The organism is Vibrio sp. 1F253 (genome assembly GCF_041439295.1).
Classification (GTDB): domain Bacteria; phylum Pseudomonadota; class Gammaproteobacteria; order Enterobacterales; family Vibrionaceae; genus Vibrio; species Vibrio tasmaniensis_A.
This window is the reverse complement of the sequence record NZ_JBGONU010000001.1, coordinates 1-19,724: the sequence shown is the minus strand read 5'-3', so window position 1 is coordinate 19,724 and position 19,724 is coordinate 1. Positions and strand designations below refer to the sequence as shown.

Here is a 19,724-nt window from a genome sequence, read left to right as displayed (position 1 = left end):
GTATGGATACAATCACAGAGAAAATCACAATACACCTCGACAAAAACTCCTTGGTCATTGCTGTAGGTAAAGTGGCTAGCGAAAGAATTATAGAATCGTTTGACATTGACACAAACGAGCTTCCCCTTCAGTTTTGGGAGAATATTAGTTCTTATTCTTATATTAACGGTAAATTTATTCAATCAGATAAAATTGACGTGTCTCAAGAGGCGTCATGGCAAAAAAACAAACTATCCGCCATCAATGCTGCAATTGCCGAGTATCAAGCAGACATGATGATAGATGAACGGTATTCAGAGCTTAGAGTTGGAACTTATAGCGAAGAAGATTACTTTAAATTGCTCGGTGATAGAAAATTACTCATTGAATATGTTCAACAAGAGGACTTTCCCGAATGCGGTCGTCCTATGCTCTCTAGTTTAGAAGGGATAACGTAACTTTATATGTCAAGATATGCATTTATGCATAACATCAAATCATGACAGAAATCACCTCTCTCGTTTCGTTATATCCCGCTTTATTTCGGGTAATTTCGAGTCAATAAACGTTTTAAGTTAAAAATACATGGTGTTTTAAGTTTCGCTCGCAGCTGTCACCCAATGCGGTCACTAACGGAACGGTAATGGTCGATGTAGTCACTCCGCCAGAGTCGTACGCAATCCCAATGATGTTTTCAGGGGCAAATGCAGTGAGCACCACCACTCCAATATAACCTCCGATGATCATGTACTGAATTGGCCAACCTTTTAAGATTCGCAGCACCCCAAGTAAGATGGCGATCCCCACCGACAATGCTACGGTGAAACGCAAGCCATCGGCGTACTGTTCCATTTCGTCTAGAGAGTTAGGAATAACACCACCTTCAGCGGCCACTTCAGCGGCCACTTCAGCGGCCACTTCTGCTGCTTCGGCGGCCACTGCGGTTAATGCGGGTTCCGCAATGGTGGTACCAAACCCTAAACAGAAAGCGAAGGTCAATAACCAAAACACGCTCCCCTTACGAGCAAAAGCTTGAGCCATCGACTCGCCGATTGGGAACAGACCCATTTCAAGGCCAAAGATAAAAAAAGTCAGTCCAAAAACCACCAGCACTAAGCCAGTTAGAATAGACAACAGATGAGGGAGTGGTTCTTGCAAAACAACAAGCTGGAAGAAAGCAATCACCGCCACGATCGGCAAGAGATCCCTTAGGCTACCTAACATGGCTCGAAACAAAGCAAGCACTGCCGTCATCGCAACTCCTAGTCATTGAAATTGTGTCTGGTTATTAATTACTAATAATCATGGCAAATCCTTATCATTCCTTATGTGACAAATATTACGCAGTTGGTAACATATCGGAGTAAAGTGCATAAGTGTGATAGCGGTATACATCCTAACCTGATGAATTTAATTTCATTCTTTCGTAAATTGATACGGCGTAATTTGGGTATCACACGATTGAAACCTTATGATCGTTATAGTGATTTTTTCGTATTGATTGGCGTTCAAAAACAAGCCATGTCTATAATTATGTTTAATAGGGAGATTGGTATGAAGATATTGTTAACTGGTGGTACGGGATTTATTGGTTCTGAATTGGTCAAAAGTTGGAATACTGACGATGTGACATTGTTGACACGGAGCCCCGAAAAAGCGAAGCAAAACCTAAATCACCTGAACCAGAATAACCTTCATTACATTCAATCTCTTGATGAGCTCAGTGATCTCAATGACTTTGATGTGGTGGTCAACCTCGCGGGTGAACCGATTGCCGATAAGCGTTGGAGTACAGAGCAAAAAGAGAGGATCTGTAACAGCCGCTGGCACATCACTGAAAAGCTGGTCGAATTAATTCATGCCAGTAGCAACCCACCACACGCTTTTATTAGCGGCTCAGCCGTCGGTTACTATGGCGATCAACAACACCCATTTGATGAATCACTACAAGTAGAAGACGAAAGTTTTCCTCACAAAGTCTGCGCGCACTGGGAAGATATAGCCAAGAGAGCCCAATCCGATGAGACGCGTGTGATACTACTAAGAACGGGGATTGTGTTAGGTGAAAATGGCGGTGCGTTGAAGAAGATGCTAATGCCCTACAAACTCGGAGTAGGCGGACCACTTGGTTCAGGCGAACAGTACATGCCTTGGATTCACATGCTTGATATGGTGAGAGCCATCAACCACTTATTGTCAACTCCTCACGCTCAAGGGGAATTTAATATGTGTGCCCCGCACCCTGTCACCAACAAACTGTTCAGCAGTACACTCGCCAAGCAACTACGCCGACCTCATTTCTTATTCACTCCGAAATGGGCAATGTCGCTTCTGATGGGTGAATCTTCTTGTCTGCTCTTTGACAGCATTCGTTCCAAACCAAAGAAACTCACTGAAATGGGATTTATCTTTAGTTACTCAAGAATAGAACCAGCCTTAAAAAACTTGTTACAACATCAAGATTAATTCTTTACCCTAGAGCGATAAAGACTCTAATGAAGGATTAAGCGTGAACAAGTCGATTCTGATCACCGGTTGCTCAACGGGTATTGGCTATACATGTGCGCATGCACTACAAAAGCGTGGTTTCCACGTCATTGCATCGTGTCGTCATCCGCAAGATGTACAGCGTCTGCAAGATGAGGGACTGACCTGCATACAGCTCGACCTTTCTAACCAAGAAAGCATTGAACAAGCTGCACAACTTGCTATTGAGCTAGCGCCTAACGGATTATATGGTTTATTCAATAACGGCGCTTATGGTCAAGCTGGCGCGCTAGAAGACTTACCAACCCAAGGTCTCAGAGAGCAATTCGAAACCAACTTCTTTGGCTGGCATCATCTTGTTTGTCAGATACTTCCGCACATGCGCGAACGCGGCGAAGGCCGAATCGTACAAAACAGTTCCGTATTAGGGTTTGCGGCCATGAAATATCGTGGCGCTTACAACGCTTCAAAGTTCGCGTTAGAAGGCTGGACAGATACCTTACGTTTAGAACTGCATGGTAGTGGTATTCATATCTCGTTATTGCAGCCAGGTCCAATAGAAACCCAATTTAGAAATAATGCCCTGAAAGCTTTCAATAAATGGATCACCATTACTGGCAGCGCTCATCAAGAAGCTTATCAACAACAAAAAGACCGACTCGAAAAGGAGTCATCGAACAACGCTTTTGTTCTTCCGCCTGAAAGTTGTGTTGAGCCAGTTCATCACGCACTCACCGCAGAGAAACCAAAGCTAAGATACCGAGTGACGACACCTACTAAGGTGTTCGCGGTGCTGAAAAGAATTCTACCGAGTCGCTTGCTAGACCCTATTTTGAGAAAAGCAGCATAAATTGCTAACTTTGAATGTAGAGTCGCAAACTTTAATGTAACGATGTAATTTTTCCGTAACAATTAGATGTCATGATTACCCTATCTCATCAATTACTCCCAATTAATGAGCCTAATCTGGATATTTCATGACTTTAAACCGCCTTAATTGGGTCGGTGTGAGTCTGGCGATTACGTTGTTTATTCTGTTTTGAGTATCTCACGCTATGCCTCACTGACCACCTCAATGATATCGCTATGCCCTCCCTGTTGAGATAATTACCTATCAACATTGAAGCATAGCGTTTTCTATTTTGGCTCTTTTTATTTGAGATAACCAAGTTAGATCTTGAAGTTACCAGCATCTCCCCCCATATTTGCAACGTACCCACAAAACACACCTCAAGGAACGTAAATGCAATCTCCGCATATTGTTGAACTTAATGAGCAGAACTTTCGTCAAGTATTAGAAACCTCAATGCAGACGCCTGTACTCATCCACTTTTGGGCACCAATGAGCCAAGAAAGTGCTCAGGTGATCCCTGAACTGCAAACATTAACTCAGCAATACAACGGCGCTTTTACTTTAGCTCTGTTGAATTGTGAACAAGAACAGGCAATTGCTAGCCAATTTGGCGTACAAGCACTCCCTACTATTGCACTGTTTGTTAACGGTCAGCCTGTCGATGGTTTGGGGGGTCCACAAAGCATCGAAGCGATTGTTGCAATGTTAGGAAAACATCTTCCTAGCCAAGACGAACTCGCACTGCGTCAGGCTCTCGAACAAATGCAAGCAGGCGAGCACGCACAAGCGCTCGCAGCAATGCAACAATTGCCAATAGAGTTGACGAGCAAAGGCGAGGTAAAACTGGCAATCGCAGAATGTTTACTAGAAACGCAACAGTTTGATCTAGCTGAAACTCAGCTAGCCACCATTCCTCTAGAGTACCAAGATAATTACTATAAAGGCTTAGTCGCAAAGCTTGAGCTTCACAAGCAAGCAGCAGACAGCCCTGAAATACAAGCACTAGAAACCGCTCTTCAGCAAGACCCAAATGACGCTAAGACAGCATCTGAATTAGCATTGCAATATCACCAAGTGAATCGCAACGAAGAAGCGATGGAACTGTTGTGGTCTTTCCTTGCAAAAGATCTAAATGCTTGCAATGGTGATATGAAAAAAGAATTCATGGATATCTTAAGTGCGCTTGGACAAGGTAACCCAGTTGCCAGTAAGTACCGCCGACAGCTGTACTCTCTGCTCTACTAACTAAACCCTAAAAGCACTAAAGATAAGCATCGTATATCTCATCGAAAATTGACAATTCAATCAATTAGTTTATCGAATAATAGAATGTAAAATGGGCCATAAAATCAATATTTTATGGCCCATTTCTCATTTATAAATTTGCTCAGAATTTAAATATGAGCCAGTATCAATACTGAACTATCAAAAACTTAAACTTGCAAAGGATTTTGTATGGCTATTGATACATTGATTACTATCGGCGTCTTTACTGCCGTCGCAATATTGTTTATTTTCGCCGGAGTAAAAACGGTTCCGCAAGGCAATAACTGGACCGTAGAACGCTTCGGCCGTTATACACAAACCCTCCAACCAGGTCTGAACCTGATCATTCCATTTATCGATAAAATCGGACAACGCATCAGTATGATGGAACGTGTTCTCGACATCCCGGCACAAGAAGTCATCTCCAAAGATAATGCAAATGTGGTTATTGATGCGGTGTGTTTCGTTCAAGTGATCGACGCGCCTAAAGCGGCTTATGAGGTGAATGATCTTGAGCACGCGATTCGTAATTTAACTCTCACCAATATCCGTACTGTACTGGGCTCGATGGAACTGGATGAAATGCTCAGCCAGCGAGACATGATTAACACCAAATTATTGAATATCGTTGATGAAGCGACAAACCCTTGGGGTGTCAAAGTTACACGTATCGAAATCAAAGACGTACAGCCACCAGCAGACCTTACCGCTGCGATGAATGCTCAGATGAAAGCCGAGCGTAACAAACGTGCAGATATCCTAGAGGCAGAGGGTGTACGACAAGCTGAGATATTGAAAGCAGAAGGTCACAAGCAATCAGAAATCTTAAAAGCAGAAGGCCAAAAGCAAGCCGCGATACTTCAAGCTGAAGCTCGTGAACGGGCTGCCGAAGCTGAGGCTAAAGCGACAGAAATGGTATCAACAGCGATTGCTCAAGGTGACATGCAAGCAGTCAATTACTTTATTGCACAAGGTTACACCGACGCACTGAAGTCTATTGGCCAAGCAGAAAACGGTAAGATCATCATGCTACCGCTCGAAGCGACTGGACTAATGGGTTCTGTTGCGGGTATTGCAGAGATGTTTGCACATAAGAATGACAAGGGTAGTAAGGACTAACTTATGGTCGAATTGCTCGAACAAGTAAACTACTGGCATTGGTTAGCGTTTGGCCTAGCATTGTTAGCGCTTGAGCTAATTGGAACCGCTGGTTACTTTTTATGGATAGGCATATCTGCCATGCTGGTCGGCGCCTTATTAGGCGCACTACCAATCGGTTGGCAGATGCAATGGCTATCCTTTGCGAGCTTCTCGCTTATCACCACTTGGCTGTGGTGGAGAAGACAGCTATCTAGTGACAAGCAATCTGACTCTACTCGAGACCTTAATCAGCGAGAGAAACAACTGATTGGAAGAAAGACTCGCCTGTTAGAGCCGGTACAAAAAGGTAACTGCAGGATAAAGCTAGGGGATAGCTCATGGTCTGCGATGAGTACACATGATATTGATGCGGGAGAGGAAGTCGTGATTACTGCTGTCGATGGCATTGTTCTCACGATAAGCCCTACTAAACAATAATCAAGAAAACCCTCCGTCAAAGCCATAAGTAACCAACTTATGGCTTTTTCTCTACAAGTGAATCGATAATTGGGCAATGGCTATTTGAGTCACCAGGGCATTGTTCAACCCACTCTTTCAATGTCTTCTGAATGATCAGTAAGTCTTCAATTTTTTTATTCACTTCTTCCAATTTACTTAACGCTTTTGCTTTAACATCGGCACTTTCGCGACATGGGTTGTCGGCTAATTCAACAAGCGCACGACACTCATCAAGCGAAAAACCAGCGCTTCTCGCTTTCGCTACGATTCCGAGCTCTTTAATCTGCTTCTCACCATAAGACCGATAACCATTTTCAGAACGCAACGGTGCAGATATCACCCCTTTGTCTTCATACAAACGAATAGACTTAGGTGATAACTGCGTGAGGCTTGCAACTTCGCTTATGTTCATAATATTACTCAAGTAAATATCGCATAAAAACTATTTAGAAACCTAAGACTATTATTCAAACATCTAGGAATGCTAACTACCGAAACAAAAACACTGAAGCAATATAATGTTCGAAAATAAAGTCTGCTGTTTATGGCTATTTTACATCAAATGATGAGAGTAGCTTAGATTTTCCAACAAACCCAAACACCAACTATCAACAAGTTACTGTTTGAAATAGCAAAATAGGCATTCATTATTTTTCATAGGAAATTTTTTGATTTTTGAGAAATACCTCACATACTAATGAATATCTCTTGTTTGAAGAGATTTTTAGTGAGGTGTCATTATGAAATGTTATCTAGCGTTAATTTTTAGCTTAATTTTAAGCTTCTCTGTATCCGCCCAAAATGTAGGAAGCACTGCATCTGGGCCGATCATAAAATGTGACTTAGGAAGTAGTGTTGTAGAATATATGCCTATCGTTATATGCAAGCATAGTAATGGTAAGGTTCTACACTAACAAAAAAGGAGCCTAGGCTCCTTTCCTTTAAAACTCGATTAATTGTTTGATTATCGCTTTACGTTCTTCTTTGGAAGCTTTGTTAAACCAATATTCGAACATTTCAATCTCTTTGACATTATCACCTAAAGAATCAACAACACCATCTCGATTTGCTACAGACCAGTTAATAACAGAGTCTCTTTGTTCCGTCGGAATTTGTTCAAACCAATATTTTGACATCTCTTGAGCTTGGCTTACCGGCTCTTGCTGAAGCGCAGGAACTGCAGCTACAGGTGCGGCTGCGGCTACAGGTGCTGCTACTATCACTGGCTTAGCTGTTGCGTTTTTATCACCCGTATTTACGATTGCTTCGATATAGCCAGCAGGAATAGAAAACGAAATGCTGTTCGCATTTGAAACCTGGACATCAAAAATTAGATCTTTAAAAGGTGCTTCGTTGAAGATTTCATTAGATACAGGAAATTTCACATACTGTGTTTGAGTACATATATCGCTGCATGTTTCAGCTGAAGCCGCATAAGGTTTTAATGGCAATTTACCTTCAGAACCTTGAACTAAGACAGAGCGATACTCGTTGTAATTTTTAAAGTACTGAAGCTCCATCGTTATGTATGAATCAGGTACCGCTACAGTACTGTTCGGGGTAACGTAATTTAGCTCTAAAGACGAGTTAACTAGCTGACCTTGTCTAACTTCAAGCACATCAGGAGACAACGACTCACCAACGACGATTTGGTAATTTTGCTTACTCTCTATTCTTTTTACGGAATCCGTAAAATCACTATTAGAATCTAATGTTGTACATCCAATTAAGAACAAAGGAATCGATGCTAAAACTATTTTTTTCATATTAACTACCTCGAGGGTTTCCCCATAATATTATTTCGATGCCTTTTCTTTCTTAGGCTGGACCAGAAATGAATATGCGCCGACTAACAAGTCAGCGCATCTCTTTACTTAAAGCATGGTTTCAATTAGAAGCCGTACTCTAAACCAATACGTGTAACGAACGTATCTGTGTTAGCAATAGAACCTTTATCGTCAGCTTTGATATCACGCTGTGCAATACGGATGTAAGGAACAAAGCCGTTATGAACGTACATTAGCTGACCTGAGATTACGCTATCTTCATCAGCATTTTTAACACCATCAGTTTCAGACTCTAGGTTAGCTGCGTAACCTAGTTTGAAGCCCCAAGGGCCGTTCCAGTACTGACCGATTACAGAGTATGAAGCCTGTTCAGACTTAGCGCCGCCTTGAACATCTGACTCACCCGCTTTGTAGGCTGCAGAAATACCGAAGCCTGCAGGAAGTGACGCTTCAAAACCGATTAGGTAACCGAATGTGTCAGCCATTTCAGCAGAAGTCGCTGCAACCGCTGCAGTCGCATCGCCAAACTTAACACCATCACAGCCAGAACTTACTAAACATGTACCAGCAGCTTTTGCATCAGTACCAGCTTTAAGTTGACGATCTGATTCAGATTCAACTGCAGCGTGGAAAGTAACCGTATCAGCTAAACGGTAGTGAGCAGCCGCGCCGTAGAAGTAGTTATCTTTAACACTTGAGTCACCACGACCTGTTGCTAGGTTGAATGTAAAACCATTCAAGTCAGCAGAATCGTATCGAGCCATATCACCATGACGGTCACGGTTGTATTTAACATCGCCGCCCCAGTCCCATACTGCGCCCAAACCTGGGTTAGCATAAGGCCAGTCAATTACTTCATACATTGGCGTCAGCATACGACCAAAACGTACTTTACCCCAGTCACCTTGCAGGCCTAAGAACGTATCACGGTTACCTAGTGTCGCACCGTCACCGTTTTCACCAACGTAACCAGATTCAATTTGCATGAATACGTTCACGTTCTCGAACATGTCTTTACTTGCACGGAAACCAATTCGAGATTCATTCTCGTAATCGTATCCCGTACCTGTATCAGTTTTTACGCCGTTTTTAGTTTTTTCTGAATCGTAGTTAACAACAGAGATTGCTGCTACACCGTAAGCCTGAACGTTAAAATCTGAGATAACACCAACTTGAGAAGATTCAGATGCGAATGCACCACTTGAAATCATCGCAACTGCAGCGCCAAGTAAAGTACGTTTGAAAATTTTGTTTTCCATGGAATAAAACTCCTAAAAATGGATATAGCTGTTTGAATATTTCCCGCCTAAAGTTGGCCGCCGTAGAGAGAAATACCTTTTCTTGTTTGAGAATCCTGAAACACCGAATTCTCGATTTCCTTTCTGGTTATACACAATGTGCATCCATGCCAATAAGACTAACTTCACCCCAAAAAAGATCAATGAGAACTTAATTTTCATCTAAAAAAATATGAGTTGGTGCAAATTTATCATGTACTTAGTGATCCAGATCTACTAATTGAAAAAACCGAAGGACAAAAGAACAAAAACATTAAAAAACAAAAACTTACAAACGCAGTGGTCTCTTAAAAATTGATATCACTCGCATTTAGTAAACAACTATAACAACATTTCATTAATGTTGAGCGTCATCACTGTCCTAATTTCATAGTTCGTATAGGCACAAAATTCTCAACAATTAAAAAGTCATCATTTTTATATCAGAAACAAAAAAGGCACTCCCTTGAAAGGAGTGCCTTTGAGCTTTTTTTATCTGTATTTACTTACGAAATAAGGGCTATTAGATCTTCTTCTGTTCTTATTTCGATACCTAAATCTTGTGCTTTGGTCAGTTTAGAACCAGCGGCTTCACCAGCAAATAAGATATCCGTTTTCTTAGACACGCTACCGGTTACTTTTGCACCTAAAGCCTGCAAAGCGGCTTTCGCTTCACTACGACCTAATTGCGACAATGAACCCGTCAACACAACCACTTTACCCTCTAACGGTAACTCTTGGTCATCTGCAACAGCTTCAATTGCAGGCCAGTTAACTCCAAGATCGATGAGTTGGTCGACTACTGCTCTATTTTTCTCTTGTGAGAAGAAGCTCGTGAGGTGACTTGCTACGATGTCACCAATATCGGACACTTCAACCAACTGCTCATGAGTTGCAGCTTGAACCAACTCTAGCGTTTTAAAGTGCTGAGCTAAGTTCATAGCCGTCGCTTCACCTACTTCTCGAATTCCTAAAGAATAAAGGAAGCGCGCCAATGTCGTATCTTTCGCTTTGTTAAGTGCACTCACTACATTCTGTGCCGATTTAGGTCCCATACGGTCAAGAACAGTAATCACACCCGCGCTCAGCTTGAACAGGTCCGCTGGCGTTTCGACCATTTCGCGATCCACAAGCTGTTCTATCACCTTTACGCCAAGGCCATCGACATCCAGCGCCTTTCTAGACACAAAGTGCTTAAGTGCCTCTTTACGCTGCGCCTGACACACTAAACCGCCAGTACAACGCGCTACAGCTTCGCCCTCTACGCGCTCCACTGCAGAATTACATACAGGGCAGGCGTCCGGGAACACAATGTCTTTAGCCGTCTCAGGACGACGATCTTGTACAACAGCTACAATTTGTGGAATAACGTCACCAGCACGGCGGATAATCACGCTATCTCCGACCTTCACACCTAAACGAGCTATCTCATCAGCATTGTGCAGCGTTGCATTACTCACCGTCACGCCGCCAACAAAAATAGGTTCAAGCTTAGCAACCGGCGTAATAGCGCCTGTACGACCGACCTGAAACTCAACATCATTGAGCAGAGTAACTTCTTCTTGAGCTGGAAACTTATAAGCAATAGCCCAGCGAGGTGCGCGTGCAACAAAACCGAGAGTTTCTTGTGCGGCAATGTCATCAACCTTAATCACCACCCCATCAATTTCATAAGCCAAGGTGTCTCGACGAGTCATGATATCTTGGTAATAGGCTTTTACATCCTCAAGAGAGCTTAGCTGCTTAGTTTCAGGACACATAGGTAAGCCCCAAGCTTTCAGCTGCAGAAAACGTTGATAGTGGCTATTTGAAAGCTCAGCGCCTTGTACAACACCGACACTGTATGCGTAGAAAGCCAAGGGGCGTTTTGCTGTAATACGAGAATCAAGCTGACGTAAGCTACCTGCGGCGGCATTACGTGGATTCACAAAGACCTTCTCACCCTTCTTCAATGCCATCTCATTCAATTTGTCGAAGCCCGCTTTTGGCATAAACACTTCGCCACGTACTTCAATACGTTCTGGCCAGCCTTCACCTTGTAACTTAAGCGGAATCGAGCTGATGGTACGCACGTTTTCGGTAATATTTTCGCCAGTCGCACCATCACCACGCGTCGCTGCCTGTACTAAGGTGCCGTTTACATAGAGTAGGCTCACCGCTAAACCATCAAGTTTAGGCTCACAACAAAAAGTCTCTAAGTTCGCCGTTGGCGCTCTATCAGACATGCGCTTATTGAACGCATCTAAATCGTCATCAGAGAAAGCATTATCTAAAGAAAGCATCGGGATCTCATGTGTCACTTGAGTGAAGCCGTCTAGAGGCTGACCGCCGACACGCTGACTCGGCGAATCTACCGTCACAAGTTCTGGGTTCTCATCTTCGATCTTTAGCAGTTGTTGCATCAATCGATCGTACTCGACATCAGGGATCTCAGGGCTATCTTCTACGTAATAACGAACGGCATGATAGTGCAGAGTTTCTCTTAACTGCTCTAAGGTAACTTGAATCGATTCTTTCATATCATTCTCTGTCGTGATTGAAATATCAAAAAGGGCTCCCTTAGGAGCCCTTTTCTATAAATATAGATTATTTACAAGGCTAAACAATACGGCTAGGCGTTAGCTGCCGTCATAAAGTCTCGGATTTGCTTGCGGTAGTCAGACAAACGGTTTGGCGTCATTAAATTACGTGACTCATCCAATACGTTTCCGCCCATATCGTCGGCAATTTTCTGTGCAGCACTCAGCATCACATTGAAGTTTTGATCAGCTTGACCATAACAAGGCAGCGTCATAAAGAACGAAATACCTTTGGTGGTAAAGTCAGCAGGATCGTCATGTTCTAGTGTTCCTGGCTGCATCATATTTGCTACGCTGAAAATAACTTTTGGCTCATCGCTCGCTTGTGCAAAGCAGTGATAAATAGACATTTCACCATAAGCTAGGCCGTTGTTCTCCATGCTACGGAAAAGTTCAGTACCCACAAATGGGATCTCCCCAGCACAGTGAACATTAAGAACAATGACCTCAAGGCCAAGATCTTCATTTGAATGAGCTTTTTCATCTAACTTACTTTCGTCAGCTAAATTAACTTCGTCACCAAACTGAGCTTCTTCTGCTAAGTTAGCATCTTTATCTAACTTAGTTTCTTCAACCGAAGTAACACTTTGTGCAGCAACCACTTCTTTCCCAATAAATGGTTCGCTTGGCGTTAAGCCTTCGTTAGAAAGCAGTGGATCAGCGACCGCATCAGAGGCTTCTTCAAACGAACCGTACTGCTCTTTAAAGCCTGCGTGATTTTGTTTTTGCTCGTCAGTCAATTCAAAGTTAGGAACTTCAGGTTCAACAACCTTCTCTTCCTCAACCTGTTCAAGCTCATCTTTAACTTCGATCGGGTCTTCAACACTGAAAGAAGGAAGATCATTCAATTCTATTTCGTCTTCGTGAGCTTCTTTTTGCTGCGGCGCTGACAATGGGTCTGAGTCAATCAGCGGCTCAGTTGCAGACGGTGAGACAGCAAAATCCGGTTCTTTACGCTCTTTTCGGATTATCTCAAAATCATCCTCAGGAGCGAATGAACGGTTTGGGATCGTTTCAGCTTCATCTAAGCTGTCGTTATCAAGCTTACCAAGCGGCTTATCTCCAAACTTTGCTTTCCCTTCTTTCTTACTCGTCCATAGACCATGGAACAATAATGCGGCGATAGCTAATGCGCCAACAATAATGAGTACAAATCGCAATTCCTGCATTTTTCGCTCTCAGCTTTCTTAGTCAACTAGCTATAAACACGCTGTCACTAAGTTAGGTTAATTTGGCTAATCTCACTACTCTATCAAAAGTAGCCACTGTTTTAGAACCACTTAATACAATTAGTTCATTACTTGGTGTGATTTTCACCACGCTTTTTTTCTTAATTTCGGTCGAGTACACTAGAGATGTTTGCTATTTAACCAAATTCACATGTGACCCAATTTAAATATGACTATTGAATCTGTTCCTCGCTCTGGCTTTGGCTATTTTATTTTCGGAATAAAAATTGCCTTATCGCCGAGTATCCGTAAGTTTGTACTGCTTCCTCTTATCGCTAACGTGTTACTCGTGGGCGGTGCTTTATTTTATATTTTCTCCAACTTAAACACTTGGATTGAAGGCTGGATTGGTGCATTGCCAAGTTTCTTGTCGTGGTTGTCATATATCCTATGGCCACTACTTGTGTTAACCGTTTTGGCCACGTTTTCGTATTTCTTCAGTACACTCGCTAACTTTATTGCCGCACCTTTCAACGGATTACTCGCGGAAAAAGTCGAAGAACTGCTGAGTGGTAAAAAAGTCAATGATGATGGTTTACTGGATGTACTTAAAGACACTCCTCGTATTTTAGCAAGAGAATGGCGCAAGCTTGTCTATATCCTGCCAAAAGCGATCGGTTTGTTCCTACTTTTGTTAATTCCAGCGCTAGGACAAACTGTTGCACCGTTTTTATGGTTCATTTTCACTGCATGGATGTTAGCTATTCAGTACGCTGACTACCCGTTCGACAACCATAAAATCAAGTTCGATGACATGAGAAATAATTTGAAACAAAAGCAAGGTAAGAGCTACAGCTTCGGCGCACTTGTTTCCGTGTTTACTACCATTCCAGTTTTAAACCTGATTGTGATGCCAGTTGCCGTCTGCGGCGCTACTGCAATGTGGGTTGCAGAGTTTAAAGACCAAGCTCTACGCTCTCGTCTATAGCTATCGTTTTACAGCCAGCTCTAACAACGCCTATCTTTTTGAAGTTCTGATTTCAATAAAGATAGGCGTGAATCCTGCGACATCTCTATATGATATAACTTTTTAATCCTTTTACCTTTTTTTCAACTTGTTTAATCTAAATTCAAGCTAAACAAACATCGAAAGACACTAGACGGTAAATTGGTAGATATACTACGTTTAGTTCTGTCATTAAATGAAGGAATATCGCATGAGCAAGATCTACGAAGACAACACCCTAACGATTGGTAACACACCTCTAGTCCGCCTAAACAAAGTAAGCAAAGGTAACGTCCTAGCTAAGATCGAAGCTCGTAACCCAAGCTTCAGCGTTAAGTGTCGTATTGGTTCAAACATGATCTGGGAAGCAGAAAAAGCAGGTACGCTTAAGCCAGGTATAGAGCTTGTTGAGCCTACCAGTGGTAATACAGGTGTTGCTCTTGCATTTGTTGCTGCAGCGCGCGGTTACAAGCTAACACTAACAATGCCTGAATCAATGAGCCTAGAACGTCGTAAGCTGCTTAAAGCTCTTGGCGCAAACCTAGTGCTAACTGAAGCACCAAAAGGTATGAACGGCGCGATTGCTAAAGCTGAAGAGATTGTTGCTTCAGACCCAGACAAGTATCTACTACTGCAACAATTCAACAACCCAGCGAACCCACAAATTCACGAGCAGACAACTGGCCCTGAAATTTGGGAAGCAACAGATGGTGAGATCGACGTGTTTGTAGCCGGTGTAGGTACAGGTGGCACTATCACTGGAACAAGTCGTTACATTAAAGGTGAAAAAGGCAAAGCCATCACTTCTGTAGCCGTTGAACCAGCAGAATCTCCAGTGATTGCGCAGGCACTTGCAGGTGAAGAAATCAAACCAGCACCACACAAAATCCAAGGTATTGGCGCAGGTTTCATTCCTGGCAACCTAGATTTAGACATTATTGACCGTGTAGAGTCAGTAACTTCTGAAGAAGCAATTGAGATGGCTCAACGCCTAATGAAAGAAGAAGGTATCCTAGCGGGCATCTCATCTGGTGCAGCAGTAGTAGCAGCAAACAGAATTTCGGAACTACCTGAATTTGCAGGGAAAACTATCGTTACTGTACTGCCAAGCTCGGGCGAACGTTACCTTAGTACGGCCCTATTTGCTGGTATCTTTACGGAAAAAGAGAACCAACAATAATATGTGGTCAAATCAATTTTTCGTCCAAAAAAGCCCCATTTAGGGGCTTTTTTGTTGATCCCTGCCTCACCTTTGGTAATATCGGGTCTGTTTTATTTTTCGCTTCAAAATAAAAGAAGCAATAAACAAATTCTGAAAGTCATGAGTACTCAACAAAAGACGACCATGGCTGGATAAAAATTTATAACCAGTCTAAGTTCTAACACGAACATGGCGTACTAGCCTCTAGCGCATTTGAGCTAAAGCAGTTAAGCTAAATCTGGTTACAAACTTACAAAAAATAAATTAATTGGGGTATATAAAATGTACGAGAAGCAAGTAGAAATCACAGCAGAAAACGGTCTTCACACTCGTCCAGCTGCACAGTTTGTTAAAGAAGCAAAATCTTTCGACGCTGACATCACAGTGACTTCTAACGGCAAAAGCGCTAGCGCGAAAAGCCTGTTCAAACTACAAACTTTAGGCCTAGTAAAAGGTACTAACGTTACTATTTCAGCTGAAGGCCCTCAAGCTCAGCAAGCTGTAGACCACCTAGTTGCTCTTATGGATCAACTACACTAATACGGTCTCCTTCTTTCAAAGCCATTTTGCACAGCAAAGTGGCTTTGTTCGAAATAGATAGCAATTCGAAATAGATAGCAATAAGCGCGACATTAGTCGACGACTTAAAGTCACACATTCTCCCGTTTACAGTTGAACAACTAAGGTAAGGCTATGATTTCAGGCATCCTAGCATCTCCTGGTATTGCTTTCGGTAAAGCACTACTACTTCAAGAAGATGAAATTGTCCTAAACACTCAATCTATCTCAGACGATCAAGTTGAAGCAGAAGTTCAGCGTTTTTTTGACGCTCGTAACAAATCTTCTCAACAACTTGAAGTTGTAAAGCAAAAAGCACTTGAAACTTTTGGCGAAGAAAAAGAAGCAATCTTTGAAGGCCACATCATGCTGCTTGAAGATGAAGAGCTAGAAGAAGAGATTTTAGCACTCATCAAGAAAGACAAAATGCACGCAGACAACGCGATCTACACAGTGATCGAAGAGCAAGCTGTTGCACTTGAGTCGCTTGATGATGAGTACCTAAAAGAACGTGCGACTGATATCCGTGATATCGGTACTCGCTTCGTTAAAAATGCACTAGGCATCAACATTGTATCTCTAGCAGATATCAATGAAGAAGTTATCCTAGTTGCTTACGATTTAACGCCATCTGAAACGGCACAAATCAACCTAGACTACGTTCTTGGTTTTGCTTGTGACATCGGCGGTCGTACATCTCATACTTCAATCATGGCACGTTCACTTGAGCTTCCAGCTATCGTTGGTACTAACGATATCACTAAGCAAGTTAAAAACGGCGACATGCTTGTGCTAGACGCGATGAACAACAAGATCATCATCAACCCTTCTGACGCTGAATTAGCAGAAGCTAAGAAAATCAAATCTGATTTCGAAGCAGAAGCAGTTGAACTAGCAAAACTAAAAGACTTACATGCTGAAACTCTAGACGGTCACCGTGTAGAAGTTTGCGGCAACATCGGTACAGTAAAAGACTGTGACGGTATTCTGCGTAACGGCGGTGAAGGCGTTGGTCTGTACCGTACTGAATTCCTATTCATGGACCGTACTGCACTTCCTACTGAAGAAGAGCAATACGTTGCTTACAAAGAAGTAGCGGAAGCAATGGAAGGCGAGTCAGTGATTATCCGTACTATGGATATCGGTGGCGATAAAGACCTACCATACATGGACCTTCCACAAGAAATGAACCCTTTCCTAGGCTGGCGTGCAGTACGTATCAGCTTGGATCGTCGTGAAATTCTACGTGACCAACTACGTGGTATCCTACGTGCATCTGCACACGGTAAACTACGCATCATGTTCCCAATGATCATTTCTGTTGAAGAGATCCGTGAACTGAAAAAAGCAATCGAAGAGTACAAAGTTGAACTTCGCGCTGAAGGCCTAGCTTTCGATGAAGAAATCGAAATCGGCGTAATGGTTGAGACTCCAGCAGCAGCTGCAATCGCACACCACCTAGCGAAAGAAGTATCTTTCTTCTCTATCGGTACTAACGACCTAACGCAATATACTCTTGCGGTAGACCGTGGTAACGAAATGATTTCTCACCTATACAACCCACTATCTCCAGCGGTTCTTCTTGTTATCAAGCAAGTAATCGATGCTTCTCACAAAGAAGGTAAATGGACAGGTATGTGTGGCGAACTAGCAGGTGATGAGCGTGCAACTCTACTTCTTCTTGGTATGGGTCTAGATGAGTTCTCTATGAGCGGTATCTCTATCCCTAAAGTTAAGAAAGTAATCCGTAACTCTAACTTCGCTGAAGTTAAAGCTATGGCTGACGAAGCACTATCTCTACCTACAGCTGCAGAAATTGAAGCTTGTGTAGAAAAGTTCATCGCTGAGAAAACTCAGTAATCACCAAGAGCTTAATGAAGTTAGACGGCTAAAAATAGTCGTCTAATTTGTTAGATTGGTATAGTATATTCTACAGAATAAAACTAAACGTTAGGAGCATGACACAATGGGTCTGTTTGACAAACTGAAAAAGCTTGTATCTGATGACAGCGCTGATGCTGGTGCAATCGAAATCATCGCACCTCTTTCTGGTGAAATCGTAAACATCGAAGACGTGCCAGATGTAGTTTTCGCTGAAAAAATCGTTGGTGATGGCATTGCTATCAAACCAGCTGGCGATAAAATGGTAGCTCCAGTTAACGGTACTATCGGTAAAATCTTCGAAACAAACCACGCATTCTCTATCGAGTCTGACGACGGTATTGAGCTTTTCGTTCACTTCGGTATCGATACTGTTGAACTTAAAGGCGAAGGCTTCACTCGTGTAGCTGAAGAAGGTCAATCTGTTAAAGCTGGTGACACAATCATCACTTTCGACCTTGCGCTTCTAGAAGAGAAAGCAAAATCTACGCTTACTCCAGTTGTTATCTCTAACATGGACGAAATCAAGGAGCTGAACAAGCTTTCTGGTTCTGTAACTGTTGGCGAAACTCCAGTTCTTAAAGTAACTAAGTAATCCTGATTACTTATCTGCTTTAATTAAAACGCTACCTAAGGGTGGCGTTTTTTGTGCCTGCTATATTTGTTCGAGTTCCTTAACCGACGCTTCTGACTGCCGCTCTTCACCTCATTGTAAACAGCCCCTCAATAAGCCACAGCAATACCAATCCTTAATTACCAATAACCGCCCTACTTTGTTATTAAGCCAAGTTAAACGCCTTCCTAGGCGCTGAACCTGCATGTTAGATCATGCGGTATGACTTCAGGTAGACAACAGATCTCTGATATCTCGCTCAGCTCGATTTTGAGATGACGAATGTTGACCGCATTACTTATTCCTGATTATTCACCTATATGAAAGGCAGTTAGCGCTATCTCGTTTATTATCTTTCGACCACAACAAGAGCCTGACGTCTAATCCGAATCAAGCCTCGACCAAAAGCAGATTTCTGATACCTCGCTCTGCTCGATTCTGGAATGACGAAAGGCTGCTTCAATGCAATAGATGATGGAAGTATCATTTCCCGATCCCGTCATTCCCTACAGTGAGGAACGAGCGTGATAGGGAATCTCTCTTTTGCGTCTGCTTACCAGCACTGCACTTTTCCAAATATACCTTCGCTAAATAACAGGCAATAAAAAACCCAGCCGAAGCTGGGTCTGTTTAGCGCTCATCTCTCACCACGAGCTAATTTGTGGAAGCCTAACGTTGACGCTTGTGATCAACAACGCTTAAAGTCAACGTGGCCTTTCAACCGATTAGCCTAGTAGGCTAAGTGCTGAGTTTGGAGCTTGTTTCGCTTGAGCTAGAATCGAGCTTGAAGCTTGAGAAAGAATCTGAGACTTAGTCATATTAGTCGTTTCTTTCGCGAAATCGGTATCTTTGATACGGCTCTTAGATGCATTAACGTTCTCGTTGATGTTATCTAAGTTGTTAATTGCGTGGTCGAAACGGTTTTGGAATGCACCAAGCTCAGAACGGTGGCTATCTACATATTTAAGTGCCGCATCGATAACAGCTACAGATTCTTGAGCGCCACCAACAGACGTTACGTCGATAGTATCAACCGTTACTTGCTTACCTGGCTGCATGCCTAACTCACCAGATAGACCACCAGAGAATGAGATAGCGCCATCAACTTTGTTGTTGCCAGCGAAGACTTGCATTTTTCCGTCTTCATCTACTGAAGCTTTTACTAGGTCTTGTTGACCATTAATGTAAGTTGCTAGCTCTTCGATATCATCACCTGCTTTTGCTGAAATGTTGATTTCTTGAAGGTCACCAAAACTATCTTTCAGAGACATTTTTAGGTCATTTGCGCCCGCTTTTACATTCCAATCTTTACCTTTAGCTTCTAAAGATTGGTAGCTGCTTCCGCCCATCTGGTCGTTATCAGAGCGCATGTCTTTCAGTTGAAGCATTACTGCCTCACCATTGTCTGCACCAATTTGGAATGACTTAGTACCGTGAGTACCGTTAAGCAGCTTGTTGCCACCAAAAGA

General features: G+C 42.7%; 17 protein-coding genes and 1 pseudogene. 11 read left to right on the top strand and 7 right to left on the bottom strand.

Going from position 1 to position 19,724, the window contains the following annotated elements:
- The first annotated feature begins 2 nt into the window (after positions 1–2).
- Positions 3–437 carry a hypothetical protein gene (locus ACED28_RS00090; protein WP_048615448.1) on the top strand — a complete coding sequence of 145 codons (435 nt, stop codon included), beginning with the start codon at positions 3–5 and terminating at the stop codon, positions 435–437.
- Between the two features lie 157 nt (positions 438–594).
- On the opposite strand, the pseudogene ACED28_RS00085 reads toward ACED28_RS00090, so the two are convergent.
- Positions 595–1,233: pseudogene (locus ACED28_RS00085) on the bottom strand (DUF1538 family protein); the annotation flags it as partial.
- Between the two features lie 300 nt (positions 1,234–1,533).
- Between ACED28_RS00085 and ACED28_RS00080 the strand changes: the two are divergent.
- The 5 genes from ACED28_RS00080 to ACED28_RS00060 all read left to right on the top strand — a co-directional run bounded on the left by ACED28_RS00080 (position 1,534) and on the right by ACED28_RS00060 (position 6,163).
- A complete protein-coding gene (locus ACED28_RS00080; RefSeq protein ID WP_371709012.1) occupies positions 1,534–2,445 on the top strand; it encodes a TIGR01777 family oxidoreductase in 912 nt (303 codons plus the stop codon).
- Between the two features lie 43 nt (positions 2,446–2,488).
- The gene (locus ACED28_RS00075; RefSeq protein WP_371709011.1) at positions 2,489–3,316 is read left to right on the top strand and encodes an SDR family oxidoreductase; all 828 of its coding nucleotides are present in this window, start codon (positions 2,489–2,491) and stop codon (positions 3,314–3,316) included.
- 393 nt (positions 3,317–3,709) lie between these two features.
- Positions 3,710–4,564: a co-chaperone YbbN gene (locus ACED28_RS00070; protein ID WP_371709010.1), complete on the top strand. Its 855-nt coding sequence runs from the start codon at positions 3,710–3,712 to the stop codon at positions 4,562–4,564.
- Positions 4,565–4,774: 210 nt separating this feature from the next.
- Positions 4,775–5,704 (top strand): SPFH domain-containing protein, encoded by a 930-nt coding sequence (locus tag ACED28_RS00065; RefSeq protein WP_009847354.1) that lies wholly within the window; start codon positions 4,775–4,777, stop codon positions 5,702–5,704.
- Positions 5,705–5,707: 3 nt separating this feature from the next.
- The gene (locus tag ACED28_RS00060) at positions 5,708–6,163 is read left to right on the top strand and encodes an NfeD family protein (protein ID WP_009847355.1); all 456 of its coding nucleotides are present in this window, start codon (positions 5,708–5,710) and stop codon (positions 6,161–6,163) included.
- Positions 6,164–6,200: 37 nt separating this feature from the next.
- On the opposite strand, the gene cueR is transcribed toward ACED28_RS00060, so the two are convergent.
- From cueR to zipA, 5 genes are all read right to left on the bottom strand, one after another.
- Positions 6,201–6,596 (bottom strand): Cu(I)-responsive transcriptional regulator, encoded by a 396-nt coding sequence (cueR, locus tag ACED28_RS00055; RefSeq protein ID WP_009847356.1) that lies wholly within the window; start codon positions 6,594–6,596, stop codon positions 6,201–6,203.
- Positions 6,597–7,125: 529 nt separating this feature from the next.
- Entirely contained in the window at positions 7,126–7,950 is an 825-nt protein-coding gene (locus tag ACED28_RS00050; protein WP_371709009.1) for a DUF2057 domain-containing protein, read from the bottom strand.
- A gap of 125 nt (positions 7,951–8,075) precedes the next feature.
- Positions 8,076–9,230 carry a porin gene (locus tag ACED28_RS00045; protein WP_371709008.1) on the bottom strand — a complete coding sequence of 385 codons (1,155 nt, stop codon included), beginning with the start codon at positions 9,228–9,230 and terminating at the stop codon, positions 8,076–8,078.
- A gap of 524 nt (positions 9,231–9,754) precedes the next feature.
- Positions 9,755–11,767, bottom strand: a complete 2,013-nt coding sequence (gene ligA, locus ACED28_RS00040) for an NAD-dependent DNA ligase LigA (RefSeq protein WP_371709007.1) — start codon at positions 11,765–11,767, stop codon at positions 9,755–9,757.
- 92 nt (positions 11,768–11,859) lie between these two features.
- Positions 11,860–12,996, bottom strand: coding sequence for a cell division protein ZipA (gene zipA / locus ACED28_RS00035; protein WP_371709006.1), 1,137 nt, complete (start codon positions 12,994–12,996; stop codon positions 11,860–11,862).
- A gap of 229 nt (positions 12,997–13,225) precedes the next feature.
- Here zipA and cysZ point away from each other — a divergent pair, with 229 nt between their 5' ends.
- The 5 genes from cysZ to crr all read left to right on the top strand — a co-directional run bounded on the left by cysZ (position 13,226) and on the right by crr (position 18,237).
- Complete coding sequence (gene cysZ / locus ACED28_RS00030; RefSeq protein ID WP_012604561.1) at positions 13,226–13,984, top strand: sulfate transporter CysZ; 759 nt, start codon at positions 13,226–13,228, stop codon at positions 13,982–13,984.
- A gap of 229 nt (positions 13,985–14,213) precedes the next feature.
- Complete coding sequence (cysK, locus tag ACED28_RS00025; protein WP_012604562.1) at positions 14,214–15,182, top strand: cysteine synthase A; 969 nt, start codon at positions 14,214–14,216, stop codon at positions 15,180–15,182.
- A 303-nt stretch (positions 15,183–15,485) separates the two neighbouring features.
- The gene (locus ACED28_RS00020; RefSeq protein WP_004734263.1) at positions 15,486–15,743 is read left to right on the top strand and encodes an HPr family phosphocarrier protein; all 258 of its coding nucleotides are present in this window, start codon (positions 15,486–15,488) and stop codon (positions 15,741–15,743) included.
- A gap of 153 nt (positions 15,744–15,896) precedes the next feature.
- On the top strand, positions 15,897–17,621 hold the full coding sequence (gene ptsI / locus ACED28_RS00015) for a phosphoenolpyruvate-protein phosphotransferase PtsI (RefSeq protein ID WP_009847363.1): 1,725 nt from the start codon (positions 15,897–15,899) through the stop codon (positions 17,619–17,621).
- Positions 17,622–17,727: 106 nt separating this feature from the next.
- The gene (gene crr / locus ACED28_RS00010; protein ID WP_009847364.1) at positions 17,728–18,237 is read left to right on the top strand and encodes a PTS glucose transporter subunit IIA; all 510 of its coding nucleotides are present in this window, start codon (positions 17,728–17,730) and stop codon (positions 18,235–18,237) included.
- Positions 18,238–18,980: 743 nt separating this feature from the next.
- Here crr and ACED28_RS00005 read toward each other — a convergent pair.
- Positions 18,981–19,724 (bottom strand): flagellin (locus tag ACED28_RS00005; protein ID WP_371709005.1); only part of this gene is annotated, 744 nt, incomplete at its 5' end.